A 16261-nucleotide genomic window follows, 5' to 3' on the forward strand; every position below is an offset into this window, starting at 1 on the left:
TGTTATTCTGAGGGCAAAATTATAGTATTTCCATAATTTGAATATTTATTTTTTATAAATTTTTCAAAATATTTTAGTTAAGGGCCTGTTCTAGGTCATCAATCAAATCTTCCACGTCCTCTATGCCCACACTTAGCCTGATCAAGGCGTCTACAACACCATTTTTTTCGCGTTCTTCCTTTGGAATACTTCCGTGTGACATGCTTGCCGGATGGCCCACCAAACTTTCGACACCTCCTAACGATTCGGCTAGGGTAAATATTTTCAAGTTCTCCACTATTTTTATCGCGTTTTCGTAGCTTCCGCCCTTGGGCACGAAGGAAATCATCCCGCCAAATCCGCTCATCTGTTTTTTTGCCACTTCATGGTTTGGGTGGTCCGCAAAACCGGGCCAGTACACTTTATCGATTTTAGGATGATTCTCCAAATATTTGGCGATGTATTCTCCATTTTCGCAATGTCGTTGCATACGCACGTGTAGCGTTTTTATCCCACGTAGGGTCAAAAAACTGTCCATGGGACCGCAAATACCTCCGCTGGATTTCTGGATAAAATATAATTGATCGGCCAGTTCTTGGTCGTTTACCACCAAGGCACCAACCACCACATCACTATGACCTGCTAAATATTTGGTTGCGGAATGCATTACAATATCGGCACCCAATTCCAGAGGTCTTTGCAGGTATGGGGTAGCAAAAGTGTTGTCGACCGCCAACCATATATTGTGTTTTTTGGTGATTTTCGATACCGCTTCAATATCGATAATGTTCATCATGGGGTTGGTAGGAGTCTCCACCCAGACCAATTTGGTGTTTTCATTTATTTGGGACAACAGCTCTTCCATATCCACCATGTCCGAAAACCGGAACTTGATCCCAAATTTCTCATACACCCTTTTAAAAAGTCGGTAACTGCCCCCGTAAAGATCCCCGGTACAGATAACCTGGTCCCCTGGCTGCAATAGTTTCATTACCGCATCAATGGCGGCCATACCACTGCCAAAGCCCATTCCAAAATTTCCGTTTTCCAGACTGGCCACGGCATTTTCCAGGGCGGTCCTCGTGGGATTGGCACCTCTGGAATATTCATATCCCTTGTGTCCGCCCGGGGTAGTTTGTGCGTATGTGGATGTTTGGTATATGGGCGGCATTACCGCTCCATATGCCGCATCGGGTTGCTGTCCTCCGTGAATGGCTTTACTATTGAATTTTAACTCTTTTTTGCCCATATCGAAATTATCTTACTACAAATGTATCGTTATCTTTCTGCCTATTCAACGAAGTGTTATTTTTGATGACCCAAAACCTCGATTCATGAAAAAATTCCTTGCCCCTATTCTTATCCTGTGCATTCTACTTGGTTGCCAGACCGAAAGCAAACTTACTTTTGAGCCTACACGAATGCTGGGGGAGGACTGTAAAGGCTGCCCTAAGATCGAAATCAATTTTCCGAATGCGTTGGACGATTCCGGTGTTTCCGAAGCCATTAATAGGTCCGTTAGGGAAGAAATAATCAGTATTTTATCCTTTACCGAAGATGAAAACATTGACAACGTGAACAAAGCCTTGCAATCTTTCACTTCCAGTTACAAGGAGCTCAAGACCAAATTCCCGGACGAGGTGCAGTGGGAAGCCAAAATAGATGGGGAAGTGGTTTACGAGGACGAAAACATAATCACACTGGTATTAAATTCCTATTCTTTTACGGGCGGTGCCCACGGATATGCCTCGACCTCGTTCCTCAATTTTGACAAAGCGGAGTCCAGGGAATTGGACAATCGGGAACTTTTTAAGGATCTGGATGGGTTCGAGGATTTTGCGGAGACCCTGTTCCGAAATCAAGAGAAAATTCCAAGAGAGGCCAACATCAATGATACTGGGTTTATGTTCGAAGGCGATGCGTTCCATTTGCCCAATAATCTCGGCTATACCCAAGATGGCCTGCAACTAATTTACAATCAATACGAAGTGGCCTCATATGCGGATGGCCCCATTGTTTTAACAATGCCCTACGCCGAAGTCAACCCATACCTAAAACGGAAGGTGAAGATTTAAAAAATGTGCCTATTTTAAGTAATAGCGGAGGCCCGCTCCCAACAACAGCGTGGAATCGTTGAGGTCGCTATTGAAGTGATAAAACCCATTGACGGGCACAATCAATGAAAAAGCATCCGAAACAAAGAAATCCATTTCAAAAGAAGCATAGGCACCATAAATAAAACTGCTTTCTGCCTCAAGGGCATCAAAGGCAAAATCGGTCTTCCCATCATTAATGTACTTGTATCCCAAAGAAGGGCCTCCTCCAAAATAGAAGTTGATACCTCTTTTGGGCGAACCAAGAATGGTGGTAAAATAGCCCAGGTTCAGAAAATAATCATCGTACGGAAATTCCACTCCGGCATTGGGCTTTTCCTTGGAAAAAGTGGCTGCCAAAGATACTTGGATATAGTCCGTGGTGCTGTGGTAATGGTTTGCACTCAACTGAATACCGTATCCATCCGTTTTGTAAGTGGGCACGGCTCCCAAGGACAAATAACTTCTTTGGGAAAGACATTGTTGCGCAGGGAGAATTAAGGCCGCCAACAGCAGCCCAAAACATAAATGGTAGTGTTTCATCTTGATTAAGATTTGGGTTCTTAACAATATTATGGAACAAATATAGCGGATTTTCCTTCCCTCCGATTTTTATCCGCTCATTTTGCGATCAAGACGTAACAGCAAGAACAACAATACGATATAGCGATTGATGGTAAGCCAAAAAAACAAGGCCTAACGCATTGCCAACGCCTTTTTCAAGGCCAAAATGGCCCCAAGATGGAGCCCTTCGTGGAAGACATTGAAAGACAGGGCATCTTCGGGACTGCTCAACCCAATTTTTGGCGTGGTCATGTACTCCATATAATTTTTGAACTTACCGTGGCCATAGTCCAATTGAATGTGCTTAACGGTACTAAAAAGATAGGCTGAAATTTTATCCATCTCCTCTTGTGACGGTTCTCCTTCCGGATACGTCCCCTTTTTGTATTTGTTGATCAAATCTTCCTCAATGGTAAAATCAAGACCGCTCAATTTATACATGAGCAATTGTGGGGTTACGACCACATGGGCAATATTCCACCAAATATTGTTGTTGAATCCGTCCGGTATTTTGAACAGCTCTTCTTTGGGAGTGTTCTGCAAAAAATCGTGAAGTATTTTTCTGTTTTTAAGAAGGATATCAAATATTTTTTCCATTGCTTTCGATTTGATTCAAAACATTGTTATGGTAAAACTAGCCCTAAAATCCGAAAAACCTTTCCATTAAGCAAGATTATATCTACAGTAAAAAACCAACATCAGCTTTTAAAGCTGTTGAATTTACATGTTCGTAACAGGATTTGATGGATTTTTGATTTCCTTTGCCTATCCAGCAGCATTGATATGAAAAAAATATACCATTTGGGCAGTTGCTCAACCTGCAAGCGCATCCTTAAAGAACTGGAACCACTAGAAGGAGTGGAGCTACAGGAAATAAAATCCGAAGTGATTACACCCGAACAATTGGAAGAAATGTCCAAAAGGGCGGGGAACTATGAAACGCTTTTTAGCAGAAGGGCCATGCTTTTTAGACAACGGGGTTTACATGAAAAGGAACTCTCTGAAACCGATTACAAGAACCTCATCTTGGAACACTATACTTTTTTAAAAAGACCCGTAATCTTGGTAGGTGACCAAATCTTTGTTGGCAATTCCAAAAAAACCGTGGAAACCGCCAAGGAAGCCCTACATTCATGAGCAAACGGACCCTCGCCATTTTGGCCGCCATAGGTGCCACCGTCATTTATGGCATAAACCACACTGTGGCCAAAGGGGTCATGCCCATGCACGTTGGGCCTTTTGGGTTCATTTTTTTAAGGGTGGCCGGGGCCGCAGCGCTCTTTTGGCTGATTACCCTGTTCGGTCCCAAGGAAAAAATCGAGAAAAGGGATTGGGGCCGTATATTCTTGTGCTCCATTATGGGCATGTCCATCAATATGCTCTCCTTTTTCAAGGGATTACAGCTTTCAACGCCTATCAATAGTGCGGTACTGGTGACCATCACTCCTATTATCGTGGTAGTGCTTTCTGCCTTGTTTTTGAGCGAGCGGATAACCCTGAACAAGGGCCTTGGAATTTTTTTGGGTTTTGTGGGCGCCGTGGGGCTTATTATGTTCGGGGCGGAGGTAAGACAAGACGCACCCAATATTCCCTTTGGGAACTTTTTGTTCATCATCAATGCGACTGCCTATGGTTCCTATTTGATTTTGGTAAAAAAATTGATACAGCGGTACCATCCGTTTACCATGATGAAATGGCTTTTCACCATCGCCCTTGTAATCAACCTACCCATAACCCTTCCAGAGGTTTTGGAAATTAACTGGTCGGCAATGCCGCTTTGGGCCTATGGTTCCGTGGCATTTGTGGTTATTGGCACCACATTTTTGACCTATTTGTTCAATGTCTTTGCCCTAACACAGCTCAAAGCTTCCTCCGTAGGCGCATTTGTTTATGTTCAGCCATTGGTGGGCATCCTTTTTGCCCTTTTCACCGGCAAGGACCATCTCAGTCTCATCAAAATTACAGCTATGGTCTTTGTACTGGTAGGTGTTTATTTGGCCAGTCAAAAGCAAAAAAAGGGTATCTAGTCAAAATTTATCCGTATCCGTCAATTCAAATCTTGCATTCATCAATTGGGCGAGCTTAGTTAACCTCAACCTGTATACTTTTAGGGAATCACCCTTAAAAAATGTCAAAGAATGGTTTTGCTCGGTGTCCTTATGGGAGTTGTTATCTTTCTGGTATATCTGTTTTTGTACCGAATTTTAAACAAGGCCTATAAAATAAATCCATTGCTCCACCTTGGTGGGTTTTATTTGATAATTGAATTTGTGGACAACATAATACTTGGCGTTTTTCCTGAAACATGGAAAGTAGAACAAATAGACACGCCTCTCCGTTTAGATGGCCCGGTCGGTCTTTTTCTTCATTTGAACAAACCTATTGTTTCAGTACATGACCTGGCCATTGCTGTCCTTATATTCTGCTTCTTGCTGTTGTTCATTTATAACATTGGCATAAAAAACCACGTGATGAAAAAGCGGCAATCAGAGGACCATTCCAAAATTTAATCAAGATTCTTGACAAAATTCAAATACCTCCAAATCCCAAAACACCTTTAACGAATGATTGAAGATCAAATACAGCAAATCAAACAGAAATTGAAATTGGCAAAAGAAAAGGATGCCAACCGTCAGGTTTTCGGTGCTGGAAGCCACAAGTACGAACTAAATCCTCCCTTGAATATTGAAATCGTGGAAGCTTTTGAAAAAATATTTCAAATTCAGCTTCCGGAATGCTACAGGGCATTTGTACTGAACGTTGGAAATGGAGGAAGCTCCTACCTGAAATCCGGAGCAGGACCTTTTTTTGGTATTTATCCTTTAGGACAAAGTTTAGATGATCTTATCTACCATGATGTTGAAAAACATTTAAGCGGTGATTGCAAACTCTACCCAAGTATTACAGAGGCCCAATGGGAGGAGTTAATCGATTTTATGATAAATGACGAAGATATTCCCGATGAAGAATTTGACAAACTGAACGGGAGCCTTTATGCTGGGCTATTGCCATTAGGTTCACAAGGTTGCACTTACATTCATGCTCTCGTTTTGAATGGTCCACACCAAGGAATGGTTGTAAATCTAGATCGAGGTGGCGATACACCTCCCACCTTTTCAAAAGACAAAAACTTTTTGGACTGGTACGAGCGCTGGTTGGATGAAATCATCTCGGGAAAATTGATCAGAACTTCCCCAAGTTGGTTTGGGTACTCGCAAGATTGAAAAATCTACTTGATCTCGATATCCTTCGGCACCTGAACAAACCTTCGGGTATCGGCTTTGGTCAAGATTTTAAAATCTTCCGTTTTTTCCATGGACTCGAACGCCTTGAGAAATTCATCCGGAAGTCCCGTCAATTTTCTTTCCTTTAAATCTATCCAAGCTCCCATCATTTCGCAGCGTGCAAAGTTTTTCCCTTTATGGTCGTAAAAATTGTGCCTGAATTCGAAGAACATTCCGTCCTCGCTCATCCCCACAAACTCCAACGAAACCTTTACTGGTATTCCAGGAAATGCTTCTTTAAAATAGTACACGTGCTCATAGAATACCACGGGCCCAATATTGTGTTTGGACATGCTCTTTTGGTTGAATCCCAGTTGTCCCAAATATGCCATTCGGGTATGGCTCATAAAATTAATATAGGCAGAGTTAGCCAAGTGTCGATTAGCGTCCGTATCGCTCCATCGGATCTCAAATTCTTTTAAAAACATAATCAGTTATTTTGCTATGCATGCATAATAGTTGTAAAAATACCATAGTTTTGATAACCTGTTCCATATAACAAGCAGAATTGTTCCTATTTTTAAACAATGTTTAACATTGACCTTATGAGCCATAAAGCCGATTTCATCAAAAATCTATCCCTGCCCGTTATTGCCGCCCCCATGTTCCTGATTTCAGGACCAAAACTAGTGGTGGAATGCTGTAAAAATGGAATAGTGGGCACTTTTCCCGCACTTAACCAAAGAACGAGCGAGGGATTTGAGGAATGGCTCATCCAAATTAAATCGGAACTAAAGGTATTTGAGGAGGAAACCGGAAAAAAAGCGGCTCCCTTTGGGGTCAACTTGGTAGTGCACCCTACCAATCCAAGATTGGAGGCCGATGTAAAGCTCTGCATAAAACATAAAGTGCCTTTGGTCATCACCTCGCTTGGGGCCGTAAGTCAGGTGGTCGATGCCATTCACAGCTATGGCGGTTTGGTATTCCACGACATTATTAAAAAGAGACATGCCGAAAAAGCTGCCGAAGCCGGTGTGGACGGTCTCATTTTAGTCTCGGCCGGAGCAGGTGGGCACGGAGGCACCATCAACCCGATGAGCTTGATAGCGGAGGTAAAGAATTTTTTTGACAAGACCATTATTTTATCAGGGTGCATAAGTACGGGAAGGGATGTTGCCTCTGCAATGCAAATGGGAGCAGACCTAGCTTACATGGGCACACGTTTCATCAATACCGAAGAAAGCAAAGCCACCGAGGAATACCGAAAAATGATCATTGACGCAGGTGCCAGTGATGTGGTGTACACGGCAGCCATTTCCGGTGTACATGCCAATTTTTTGGCGGCGAGCCTCAAAGCGGCCGGAATTTCTGATGAAGATTTAAAAAAGGACAGAAAAATAGATTTTGGCAAGGAACTGGATACCGAAGCCAAAGCATGGAAAACCATTTGGTCCGCTGGCCAAGGTGTAACCACCATTGATAATGTTCTGCCCGTATCCAAACTGGTCGATGATCTAAAAGAAGGTTTCAAAACAGCCATTCAAGAGCAGACCAACCTGTTAACAATGTACCCAAAGGACTAATAAATGCCCCAACTTGCTTCAAATTATATACCCCCTTTTCTTTTTAGAAACGGACACTTTTCCACTATTTATTCTGGCATTGTACGATCTGTGAACGGGGTGGTCCAGAAAAGAGAGCGAATCACACTTTCCGATGGTGACTTTTTAGATCTGGACTGGAGCAATTCCCCTGCACCCACAACCAAGTTGGTGATACTCCTCCACGGACTGGAAGGCGATGCACAGCGCCCTTACATTACAGGTAGCGCCAAAATACTCAACCAGAACGGATACGACTGCTGCGCAGTAAATTTCCGTGGATGCAGTGGTGAGCCCAACCAAAAATACCGGTCCTACCACTCCGGCGCCACCGAGGACTTGATCGAGGTGATGGACCACATCATGAATACAAGAAATTACTCCGAGATCTATTTGAAAGGATTCAGTTTGGGAGGGAATCTGCTACTGAAATATTTGGGGGAAGGAAACGATGTTCCCAAAGAACTGAAAGGTGCGGTCGCGGTATCCGTGCCCTGCAATCTCCGTGATTCCTGCCAACAACTTCTTGGTCCAAAAAACATATTGTATGCCATTCGGTTCAAAGGAAATTTGCTGGACAAACTAAGACAGAAACAAAGTCTGTTCCCAGAAAGAATCACTTCGGAGGATATCAAAAGGATAAAGACTTTAAAAGATTTTGATGACATCTACACGAGCAAGGCCCATAATTTTAGGGATGCCCTGGACTATTATGAGCAATGCAGCTCCATGCAGTTTTTGCCCGCCATCAAAGTTCCCAGCCTCATCATCAACGCAAGGAACGATTCCTTTTTGGGGCCCCAGTGTTATCCCGTTAAAGAGACCGCTGACAATCCCAAGCTGTACCTTGAAACTCCAAGTTATGGCGGACATGTAGGCTTCTGGGGAAAAAACAATATCACCTATACGGAGCAAAGGGCCCTTAGTTTTTTTGATTCCATTTAAATAAGCGGATGAACATCGCTTTGTGAGAGGGAAAACAAAAAACACAAGGAATATTAGTGCCTAATTGCCTATATTAGTGCCCGTGTTTACACAAACAAACTTCAATAGAATCAGAATGAAAAAATTTGTAATGTTCTTGGCCTTAGGTGCCTTGATAGCCAGTTGCGGCGAAAAAAAAGAAGAAAAAAAAGATGGTTTTGAGGTTAGCCGAACCAAAACTGAGGATACAAAAGCACAAGCCAAAGAGGGTGTACCCGTTGATTTGGACAACAAAGGGGTAGGCCCCATTACCAATTTGGAATTTCCCGATGAGATCAATGATGAAATGGCTGCAAGAGGCCAGGCTAAATTTGAGGCCATCTGTGTTGCATGCCATATGGTCGATAAACGAATGATTGGACCCGCCCTCAAGGGAGTTTACGAAAGAAGGAGTCCGGAATGGGTGATGAACATGATTTTGAATCCTGACGGCATGCTCAAAGAAGATCCTATTGCAAAAGCATTGCTGAAGGAGTACAACAACGCCATCATGCTCAATCAAAACCTAACGGAAGATGAGGCAAGGGATATTGCCGAGTACTTAAGGACGTTATAACAAAAACCAACCTATTATTTAAAAGCAGCTGTTTTGAATCTAAACAGCTGCTTTTTATTTATCTTGATACAAACTTTTATTATGAAGCGCTTTGTATTGATACTGCTCTATTGCACTACCCTCACAGTATTGAGTGCCCAGGATTTAACGGGTGCCTGGGAATATTCAGAAACAAACGGGGATGGAACGGAAATCCAACATGTACAGATTATAACGGCAGAGGGCTTTATTTCGGAAGCCTTCTTTGAGAAAGCTTCCGGTAAGTTTTTGGGAACAATGGGCGGCAGTTTTTCAATCAAGGACAATTTGTTCAATTGCACCATTGAGTATGCCTCTTTTGACCCGGAACTGGTGGGTACCTCAAAAAACTTGGATCTCAAAATAATCAACGGCGAACTTTACATGGACAACAAGGTCTGGAAACGTATCGATGATGGAACTCCCGGAGCGCTGAACGGAGCATGGTTGATATCGGGTAGAAAGCGCGATGGCGAAATTGTGAAACGTGATACCTCTGGGCCCAGAAAGACCATGAAAATATTATCGGGAACCCGCTTTCAGTGGATTGCCTACAATACAGAAACCAAAGTGTTCATGGGAACCGGTGGCGGCACCTACACCACGATTGATGGAAAATACACCGAAAATATAGGTTTCTTTTCAAGGGATGATTCCAGGGTCGGCGCAAGCTTGGAGTTCAACTATGAGTTAATGGATGGTGACTGGCACCACTCCGGTTTGAGCAGCAAGGGAGAGCCCATTTATGAGATATGGAGCAAGAGAAAACAATAGCCCTCATTTTTGACCAGACCTTAAAACAGGGTTAGTGCTTTACCCTAATTTTTTTAGTAAATTACTTCAACATTAACCATAAACTTCTGTAAAATGAGAATCTTGTTCGTAGCGCTTTACAGTGCCCTTTTATTGGCAGAAACCTGTGGGGGGACAAAATCCAGTGCGGAAGCACTTTACGGTCCCACTTGGGAACTGGAATATATTTCGGGGGCTCGCATTGCTTTTGAGGGGCTCTTTCCTGAAAAAAAACCACAGATCACTTTTGACAAAGCATCCGGAAAAGTGACAGGTACCGATAGTTGCAATGGTTATTCGGCAGATTATGAACTGGCCGAAAACACTATAGTCTTTGGTGACCCAGGTCCAACCACTATGATGTTCTGCGGGGGAAGCGAACGCCAATTTTTGAATATGATGAAAAAAATCGACGGCTACTCCATCGAAGATGGCAAGCTCAACCTATTGGTCGGTGAGGTACCCATGATGCGATTTAAAAAGGTCGAACTATGAAAAATATACTCCTTGTTAGCTGTGCCCTAGTGTTATTTTTTGGCTGTGTTGAAAAAAAGAAGGAAGAAACTTCCACTCCCGAAGGGACCGATGCATTGGAAGAAACGGTTACGGATACTATTCAAACCCAAGAAAAAAGACGAGAAATGGAGCCTATTGCCATGAAAATTGATGGCAGTTATTTTAAGGCCACGGGAACCGAACCTTTTTGGGGGCTCAAACTATATGATGACAAAGTGGAGCTTAAGACCATGGAGGATACCATAACTACCCCTCCCTCTAAAGCTATTGTAGCACAAGACTCCAATCTTAAAATGTTCCGTATCCAGACGGAGGCCACCCAAATGGACATCATAATTTCCTATAAAGAATGTACCAATGCCATGTCGGGCGAAGTGTTTCCCTATACCGTGACCGTATCGTATAAAAGTACGGGAGCAGATGAAACCCAGGTTTATGAAGGCTGTGGGTCTTATCTCACGGATTATAGACTACACGATATTTGGGTTTTGGAAAAAATGAAAGGTAGTACTGTTTCCAAAGACGATTTTAACGGCCGTGATGTCCCAAATATGGAAATCAACAGCAACAGCAATTTGTTTTCTGGTTTTTCGGGCTGCAATCGTATGAGGGGAAGCTTTTATTATGAAAAGGATATCCTTCGGTTTACACAGATTGCCTCAACCCGAATGGCCTGCCCCAGTATGGACAAGGAAACCGAGTTCTTGACCGCACTACGGGCAAGTACAACATACAAAATTGAAAATAATCGACTGCACCTCTCCAATCCATCAGAAGAGAACTTGTTGGTATTCAAAAAAATCGACTGATTATGAAAAACAATTTTCTTTTTCAATTTACCGCCCTTCTCTTTATTTTGACGGCCCACTCAAACCTAAAAGCTCAAGAAATGGATTTACCCTATAAAGAGATTCCTGAATATCCATCGGATTATGGTTCCGGTAATTTGGTATCCAGAATGATCGATGGATTGGGATTCCGCTATTATTGGGCCACGGAAGGGTTGACTGAAAAGGATTTGGCTTTCAAACCGTCCGAAGATGGACGTTCGCTTTTGGAGACTATGGAACACATTTATGTGATGTCCAACAATATTTCATTGGCTCCGGATGCCAAACCTTATGAAAGGCCCGAGAATCCACCAAAATACTCGTACCAAGAACTACGTTCCCTAACGCTAAAAAACTTGAGGGCGGCCAGCAGCAAAGTTTTGGGAACAAGTTCCGAAGAAATGGAAAATTTCAAAGTAATCTTTAAGCAGGGCGACAAAACATCGGAGTTTCCCTATTGGAACATGATCAATGGTATGATTTCGGATTGTATCCACCATACAGGTCAAATAGTATTGATGCGCCGTGCGAGTGGCAACCCTCAAAACCCCAATGTGAATGTGTTTTTGGGGAAGACCAGGGAATAGATCAACTGTCCACCGCAACCTTATAGGTTGGATCTTCCAAAACGTTGACTTCGATAATATCGTCGGCATTGGCCAACAATCGCCTACAGTCTCGGCTCAAATGCTTCAGGTGTACTTTTTTGCCCACTTTTCGATAGCGCTCTGTGATTTTGTTCACGGCTTCAATGGCTGACATATCCACCAGCCTACTTTCTTTAAAGTCGATGACCACTTCTTCGGGGTCGTTCAGTACATCAAACTTTTCAGCAAACAATGTAGTACTTCCAAAGAATAAAGGGCCATAGATCTCGTAGTGCTTTACACCTTCATCATCAATGCTTTTTCTGGCACGGATACGTTTGGCGTTGTCCCATGCAAATACCAAAGCGGAAATGATTACTCCCACCAACACGGCCAATGCCAAGTTGTGAAGAAATACGGTCACCAAAGTTACGAGTACCATCACCAAAACATCGGATTTTGGCATCCTACGGAACGTCTTTAAACTTGCCCACTCAAAAGTTCCCAAAGCTACCATGATCATCAGTCCAGTCAGCGCCGCCATGGGTACACGTTCAATCAGGCTGGAACCGAACATGATAAAGACAAGCAACATCAAGGCAGCAAAAATACCAGAAAGGCGTGCCCTAGCACCGTTGGAGGTATTGATCAAACTTTGTCCGATCATGGCACAACCGCCCATCCCTGAGAACAATCCTGAAAGAATGTTCGCCGTTCCCTGGGCAACTGCCTCTTTATTTCCACGTCCCCGTGTTTCAGTGATTTCGTCCACAATGTTCAGGGTCAGCAAACTCTCAATAAGGCCCACTCCAGCCATAATTGCGGCGAAGGGAAATATAATCTGCAAGGTTTCTAAAGTGAAGGGAAGGTCAGGAATATGAAAAGGAGGAAATGTTCCTTGGATGGAAGCAATATCCCCAATGGTGCGTGTATCCAATCCAAAGAAAAATACAATACCGAATACCAAAAGAATTGCGGCCAATGATGCTGGGACCACTTTGGTTAATTTGGGAAGTCCCCAGATTACCAACATGGTCAACAGTACCAACCCCAAGAAAATGTAGAGCGTGCTTCCGCTAAGCCATTCGCCATCCACGGTCTGGAACTGGCTCATCTGCGACATAAATATGATCACGGCCAATCCGTTCACGAACCCAAAGATAACGGGGTGGGGCACCAAACGCATCAATTTACCAAGACGTAGCACACCTGCCAACATCTGTAGTATCCCTGCAAGGATTACGGTGGCAAAAACGTATTCCACCCCATATTGCTGTGCCAAGGTAACGATAACGACGGCCACAGCCCCTGTGGCTCCAGAGATCATTCCTGGCCTACCTCCCAAAATCGAGGTGACCAATCCCATAACAAAGGCAGCGTACAAACCTGTTAAAGGTGAAAGGCCCGCAATAAAGGCGAATGCGATGGCTTCGGGAACCAAAGCAAGTGCAACGGTCAAGCCCGATAAAATTTCTGTGCGGTAATTTATTTTTTGGGAAAAATCAAAAAGGTTGAGATACTTTTTCATGGCTTCTTTCTTGAAGCGCGCAAAAGTAGCATTATTAAATCCAAGACCCTAATGGAGCCAGCATTTTTAAGGATTTGATAATCTATCTGTTAGTTAGGTCAAATACCTTTTCTTAAAGTGTGGTTTGTTTGGCGGTATCATATTCGATTTTAAGGATGGGCAGCCGACGCTGTATATTTTTTGCACAAAAAAGAACCGCCCTAAGATTTGATACTCAGGGCGGTTCTTAACTAAATAACCAACCAAAAAAACTGTTTGTATAGTCGAACAAAGGTGTTCTTCCTTACATATCTCGTTGACGGGTGACGTTCATTACAGGGTTGTTGGTCTTTGAACGTTTTTTACCTGTTCCGTCGCTTGATTTCAAATATTGAATGTATCCTCTTCCCGTGAATTCATATACCGTTCCGCTGGATACATGGTACAACTCTATGGTACTATCATCGATAACGTACAACTCAAAATAATCATTGCCCAAGAAGTCATAATCCAGTGTTAAAGTTTTGAGGGATGCATCATTGGCGACATCATACACTTCATAATCTCCTTCGTAATCCCATTGTATGTTGTTAAGGGGAATGCCTTGATTATCAATCGACGACCTGAAATATCCACCGCCATCGGGAAAAAACTGTAAGTAGTTTTCCTCATCAAATTCATTTAGGGCGCCTAATTCACTGGTATAGGTTTTCTCCCAAACTTGATATTCCTGCAAGAAAAGTTGTATGTTATCATAAAAGACCATATCGTAGTCAAAATTGCTTCTTTGATAGCCTTCCAAAATATAGGAAGTATCTGAACGGGGGTCGTAAATTTCCAATGTATTATAATCCAAAGCGATAACTTCCAATAACCAAAGACCATCCACATCGTGGTCTATTTCCACCTGACCGCTATAGGTGGCGTAGGCACCTACATCAATACCCAATCCGTTGCCTGTTTTTCCCAAGCCGGAAAGGTTGTTGTTGGCATACACGATTCCCCTATCAAAAGTAATAGTGAAGGCACGTTGCAAAAATGGAACCTCTCCGCTTCCACGGGTTTCGTTGATATCCACATACCAAAGGTCGTGGGATTCCAAAACCAAGGCGGTATTGATTGGTGGTTCTGTGATCAAATCTTCTTCTACAATAACCTCGGTGTAGCAAGAACTGGCCAATAGGCCAATGAACAAAATTCCAAAGAGTAGTTTTCTATTTTTCATAATCGAGGTTTTAGAGTTCGCTTTATACAGACCAATCACTGTGCCAAAATTTTTAACTTATTGATAATCAAATAATAATAAGCTGATGAATTTATTTTTTAGCTTTACACCCTAATTTGGACGAATGAAAGACAAGCTTACGTTTGGAGTATTTGGTGGAGGAAGTTGGGGAACGGCCATTGTGAAGATGTTGACCGAAAATTTGGAGCAGGTCAATTGGTATATGCGAAGCGATTCGGCGATTCGGCACATTAAAAAAGAATGGCACAATCCGAACTATTTGAGTTCCGTGGAGTTTGATGTGGACCAGCTCGTGATGAGCTTTGACATCAATGAAGTAGTAGAGGCATCGGACGTGCTCATTTTCGCCATTCCTTCCGCTTTTTTGGATAGGGAACTGCAAAATTTGACGGTTTCTTTGAAAGATAAAATCATTTTTTCGGCTATCAAGGGCATAGTTCCAGAGACAGGACGAATCGTGGGGGAACATTTTAACGAGAAATATGATATTCCTTTTGAGAATATTGGTGTGATTACTGGACCTTGCCATGCCGAAGAGGTGGCGTTGGAGCGACTTTCTTACCTTACCATTGCCTGTGCGGATGCGGACAAGGCCAAAATGCTGGCAGCACATTTAAAGAGTGATTATATCCGCACCAAAATATCGGATGACATTATCGGAACCGAGTATGCTGCCATGCTAAAGAACATTTATGCCATTGCCGCGGGGATTGCGCACGGTCTTGGTTACGGTGACAACTTCCAGAGTGTGCTGATGAGCAACGCCATCCGTGAAATGAAGCGTTTTATTGACCGTGTGTACAAAATGAAGCGCAATATAAACGCTTCTGCCTATTTGGGTGACTTATTGGTAACGGGCTATTCCGTTTTTAGTCGCAACCGTATGTTCGGGAATATGATCGGCAAGGGCTACACCGTAAAAAGCGCCATGATGGAAATGAACATGGTGGCCGAAGGGTACTACGCTACCCAAAGTGCCCATGATCTTATGGAGAAACTACAAAAGAAATCCAAAACACCCATCATAAATGCGGTATATCAAGTGCTTTATAAAAACAAGAACCCGAAAAAGGTGTTTGAAAAGCTGACGGAGAAGTTGGATTAATTGCCCATTCAGAGTTTGACAAGATTGAAACTGTAGCTTATAAATGGCAGGATAAAAGTTGTCTTCTTATCAAAATACTTTGTGTTTCGAGATATGTATATACCCAACATTATCTTAGACCTGCCTTTTCCATAACCAACGAAAATTTTGTTTGCGCTGAAATTATAATTGTCCAAAGAGGAATTTGAACCTACAACCTCTCCTTCTTCATTTAAAATAGATTCTGTTCTTAAATACTCACTATTTCGGTTGAGCAAGCTAAGGCCGGCACCGACCAATAATTCGCCTTTTTGGAAAACTTGAAAGTGATAGTTCAAGTTAAAATGATAGCCGAACATCAGCCCACGCTCTGTTTCTGAAGCTGTATTATCAATGCGAGTTGTTATAAGGTCATAACGAAAAGAGGTTTTGAATCCTGCACTAAAATTTTGAGTAACATAATAATCAACCCCAAAATTAAGTGCCGGGCCAGAATTTTGTAAATCAGGATTAATAAAATTTGTTGCCAGGGCCTGATCTCCTGATTTGTGAATGGGGGTAATTCTATATTCAGCACCAAGGTTTAAAAAGAAATTTTTCGCTCTTGAGTCATCCTGAGCTGCAAGATATAGTGGTAGTAAAAACAGGAGTAATAGCGTGTGGTTTTTCATTTGGAATAG

The 16261-nt window shown here is 42.7% G+C and carries 20 protein-coding genes; 13 read left to right on the forward strand and 7 right to left on the reverse strand.

What is annotated here, in order from left to right; translation table 11 throughout:
- Positions 1-73: 73 nt before the first annotated feature.
- The gene (locus SD449_RS11435; RefSeq protein ID WP_318310731.1) at positions 74-1228 is read right to left on the reverse strand and encodes a cystathionine gamma-synthase; all 1155 of its coding nucleotides are present in this window, start codon (positions 1226-1228) and stop codon (positions 74-76) included.
- Positions 1229-1313: 85 nt separating this feature from the next.
- Here SD449_RS11435 and SD449_RS11440 point away from each other — a divergent pair, with 85 nt between their 5' ends.
- Positions 1314-2054 (forward strand): DUF3298 and DUF4163 domain-containing protein, encoded by a 741-nt coding sequence (locus tag SD449_RS11440; RefSeq protein ID WP_318310733.1) that lies wholly within the window; start codon positions 1314-1316, stop codon positions 2052-2054.
- 9 nt (positions 2055-2063) lie between these two features.
- Here SD449_RS11440 and SD449_RS11445 read toward each other — a convergent pair whose 3' ends face one another.
- Together SD449_RS11445 and SD449_RS11450 are read right to left on the reverse strand one after the other, a co-directional pair.
- Positions 2064-2615, reverse strand: a complete 552-nt coding sequence (locus SD449_RS11445; protein WP_318310735.1) for a conjugal transfer protein TraO — start codon at positions 2613-2615, stop codon at positions 2064-2066.
- A 153-nt stretch (positions 2616-2768) separates the two neighbouring features.
- Complete coding sequence (locus SD449_RS11450) at positions 2769-3233, reverse strand: DinB family protein (RefSeq protein ID WP_318310736.1); 465 nt, start codon at positions 3231-3233, stop codon at positions 2769-2771.
- Between the two features lie 186 nt (positions 3234-3419).
- Between SD449_RS11450 and SD449_RS11455 the strand changes: the two genes are divergently transcribed.
- The 4 genes from SD449_RS11455 to SD449_RS11470 all read left to right on the forward strand — a co-directional run bounded on the left by SD449_RS11455 (position 3420) and on the right by SD449_RS11470 (position 5860).
- Positions 3420-3773 (forward strand): arsenate reductase family protein, encoded by a 354-nt coding sequence (locus tag SD449_RS11455; protein ID WP_318310738.1) that lies wholly within the window; start codon positions 3420-3422, stop codon positions 3771-3773.
- A complete protein-coding gene (locus SD449_RS11460) occupies positions 3770-4663 on the forward strand; it encodes a DMT family transporter (RefSeq protein ID WP_318310740.1) in 894 nt (297 codons plus the stop codon). The genes SD449_RS11455 and SD449_RS11460 overlap by 4 nt, the downstream gene beginning before the upstream one ends.
- A gap of 111 nt (positions 4664-4774) precedes the next feature.
- A complete protein-coding gene (locus tag SD449_RS11465) occupies positions 4775-5146 on the forward strand; it encodes a hypothetical protein (RefSeq protein WP_318310742.1) in 372 nt (123 codons plus the stop codon).
- Between the two features lie 54 nt (positions 5147-5200).
- Complete coding sequence (locus tag SD449_RS11470) at positions 5201-5860, forward strand: SMI1/KNR4 family protein (RefSeq protein WP_318310743.1); 660 nt, start codon at positions 5201-5203, stop codon at positions 5858-5860.
- A 5-nt stretch (positions 5861-5865) separates the two neighbouring features.
- On the opposite strand, the gene SD449_RS11475 is transcribed toward SD449_RS11470, so the two are convergent.
- Positions 5866-6348 carry an acyl-CoA thioesterase gene (locus SD449_RS11475; protein WP_318310745.1) on the reverse strand — a complete coding sequence of 161 codons (483 nt, stop codon included), beginning with the start codon at positions 6346-6348 and terminating at the stop codon, positions 5866-5868.
- Between the two features lie 117 nt (positions 6349-6465).
- Here SD449_RS11475 and SD449_RS11480 point away from each other — a divergent pair, with 117 nt between their 5' ends.
- From SD449_RS11480 to SD449_RS11510, 7 genes are all read left to right on the forward strand, one after another.
- Positions 6466-7443: an NAD(P)H-dependent flavin oxidoreductase gene (locus SD449_RS11480; RefSeq protein WP_318310747.1), complete on the forward strand. Its 978-nt coding sequence runs from the start codon at positions 6466-6468 to the stop codon at positions 7441-7443.
- Between the two features lie 3 nt (positions 7444-7446).
- Positions 7447-8406 carry a YheT family hydrolase gene (locus SD449_RS11485; protein ID WP_318310748.1) on the forward strand — a complete coding sequence of 320 codons (960 nt, stop codon included), beginning with the start codon at positions 7447-7449 and terminating at the stop codon, positions 8404-8406.
- Positions 8407-8521: 115 nt separating this feature from the next.
- On the forward strand, positions 8522-9001 hold the full coding sequence (locus SD449_RS11490; protein ID WP_318310750.1) for a c-type cytochrome: 480 nt from the start codon (positions 8522-8524) through the stop codon (positions 8999-9001).
- 81 nt (positions 9002-9082) lie between these two features.
- On the forward strand, positions 9083-9793 hold the full coding sequence (locus SD449_RS11495) for a membrane or secreted protein (protein WP_318310751.1): 711 nt from the start codon (positions 9083-9085) through the stop codon (positions 9791-9793).
- A 93-nt stretch (positions 9794-9886) separates the two neighbouring features.
- Positions 9887-10306, forward strand: coding sequence for an META domain-containing protein (locus tag SD449_RS11500; RefSeq protein ID WP_318310752.1), 420 nt, complete (start codon positions 9887-9889; stop codon positions 10304-10306).
- On the forward strand, positions 10303-11136 hold the full coding sequence (locus SD449_RS11505) for an META domain-containing protein (RefSeq protein ID WP_318310754.1): 834 nt from the start codon (positions 10303-10305) through the stop codon (positions 11134-11136). The genes SD449_RS11500 and SD449_RS11505 overlap by 4 nt, the downstream gene beginning before the upstream one ends.
- A gap of 2 nt (positions 11137-11138) precedes the next feature.
- Complete coding sequence (locus tag SD449_RS11510) at positions 11139-11744, forward strand: DinB family protein (protein ID WP_318310755.1); 606 nt, start codon at positions 11139-11141, stop codon at positions 11742-11744.
- Between the two features lies 1 nt (position 11745).
- On the opposite strand, the gene SD449_RS11515 is transcribed toward SD449_RS11510, so the two are convergent.
- Complete coding sequence (locus SD449_RS11515; RefSeq protein WP_318310756.1) at positions 11746-13272, reverse strand: SulP family inorganic anion transporter; 1527 nt, start codon at positions 13270-13272, stop codon at positions 11746-11748.
- A gap of 283 nt (positions 13273-13555) precedes the next feature.
- The gene (locus SD449_RS11520; protein ID WP_318310757.1) at positions 13556-14476 is read right to left on the reverse strand and encodes a nicotinic acid mononucleotide adenyltransferase; all 921 of its coding nucleotides are present in this window, start codon (positions 14474-14476) and stop codon (positions 13556-13558) included.
- A gap of 124 nt (positions 14477-14600) precedes the next feature.
- Between SD449_RS11520 and SD449_RS11525 the strand changes: the two genes are divergently transcribed.
- Positions 14601-15602, forward strand: a complete 1002-nt coding sequence (locus tag SD449_RS11525) for an NAD(P)H-dependent glycerol-3-phosphate dehydrogenase (protein ID WP_207030848.1) — start codon at positions 14601-14603, stop codon at positions 15600-15602.
- Positions 15603-15610: 8 nt separating this feature from the next.
- On the opposite strand, the gene SD449_RS11530 is transcribed toward SD449_RS11525, so the two are convergent.
- Positions 15611-16252 carry a hypothetical protein gene (locus SD449_RS11530; protein ID WP_318310760.1) on the reverse strand — a complete coding sequence of 214 codons (642 nt, stop codon included), beginning with the start codon at positions 16250-16252 and terminating at the stop codon, positions 15611-15613.
- Between the last annotated feature and the right edge of the window lie 9 nt (positions 16253-16261).

Source organism: Flagellimonas crocea (assembly GCF_033441595.1).
GTDB classification, from domain to species: domain Bacteria; phylum Bacteroidota; class Bacteroidia; order Flavobacteriales; family Flavobacteriaceae; genus Flagellimonas; species Flagellimonas crocea.

Coding starts and splice junctions, on each gene's coding strand:
- SD449_RS11435 (WP_318310731.1), bottom strand. CDS start 1,228: ATGGGCAAAAAAGAGTTAAAATTCAATAGTAAAGCCATTCACGGAGGA.
- SD449_RS11440 (WP_318310733.1), top strand. CDS start 1,314: ATGAAAAAATTCCTTGCCCCTATTCTTATCCTGTGCATTCTACTTGGT.
- SD449_RS11445 (WP_318310735.1), bottom strand. CDS start 2,615: ATGAAACACTACCATTTATGTTTTGGGCTGCTGTTGGCGGCCTTAATT.
- SD449_RS11450 (WP_318310736.1), bottom strand. CDS start 3,233: ATGGAAAAAATATTTGATATCCTTCTTAAAAACAGAAAAATACTTCAC.
- SD449_RS11455 (WP_318310738.1), top strand. CDS start 3,420: ATGAAAAAAATATACCATTTGGGCAGTTGCTCAACCTGCAAGCGCATC.
- SD449_RS11460 (WP_318310740.1), top strand. CDS start 3,770: ATGAGCAAACGGACCCTCGCCATTTTGGCCGCCATAGGTGCCACCGTC.
- SD449_RS11465 (WP_318310742.1), top strand. CDS start 4,775: ATGGTTTTGCTCGGTGTCCTTATGGGAGTTGTTATCTTTCTGGTATAT.
- SD449_RS11470 (WP_318310743.1), top strand. CDS start 5,201: ATGATTGAAGATCAAATACAGCAAATCAAACAGAAATTGAAATTGGCA.
- SD449_RS11475 (WP_318310745.1), bottom strand. CDS start 6,348: ATGTTTTTAAAAGAATTTGAGATCCGATGGAGCGATACGGACGCTAAT.
- SD449_RS11480 (WP_318310747.1), top strand. CDS start 6,466: ATGAGCCATAAAGCCGATTTCATCAAAAATCTATCCCTGCCCGTTATT.
- SD449_RS11485 (WP_318310748.1), top strand. CDS start 7,447: ATGCCCCAACTTGCTTCAAATTATATACCCCCTTTTCTTTTTAGAAAC.
- SD449_RS11490 (WP_318310750.1), top strand. CDS start 8,522: ATGAAAAAATTTGTAATGTTCTTGGCCTTAGGTGCCTTGATAGCCAGT.
- SD449_RS11495 (WP_318310751.1), top strand. CDS start 9,083: ATGAAGCGCTTTGTATTGATACTGCTCTATTGCACTACCCTCACAGTA.
- SD449_RS11500 (WP_318310752.1), top strand. CDS start 9,887: ATGAGAATCTTGTTCGTAGCGCTTTACAGTGCCCTTTTATTGGCAGAA.
- SD449_RS11505 (WP_318310754.1), top strand. CDS start 10,303: ATGAAAAATATACTCCTTGTTAGCTGTGCCCTAGTGTTATTTTTTGGC.
- SD449_RS11510 (WP_318310755.1), top strand. CDS start 11,139: ATGAAAAACAATTTTCTTTTTCAATTTACCGCCCTTCTCTTTATTTTG.
- SD449_RS11515 (WP_318310756.1), bottom strand. CDS start 13,272: ATGAAAAAGTATCTCAACCTTTTTGATTTTTCCCAAAAAATAAATTAC.
- SD449_RS11520 (WP_318310757.1), bottom strand. CDS start 14,476: ATGAAAAATAGAAAACTACTCTTTGGAATTTTGTTCATTGGCCTATTG.
- SD449_RS11525 (WP_207030848.1), top strand. CDS start 14,601: ATGAAAGACAAGCTTACGTTTGGAGTATTTGGTGGAGGAAGTTGGGGA.
- SD449_RS11530 (WP_318310760.1), bottom strand. CDS start 16,252: ATGAAAAACCACACGCTATTACTCCTGTTTTTACTACCACTATATCTT.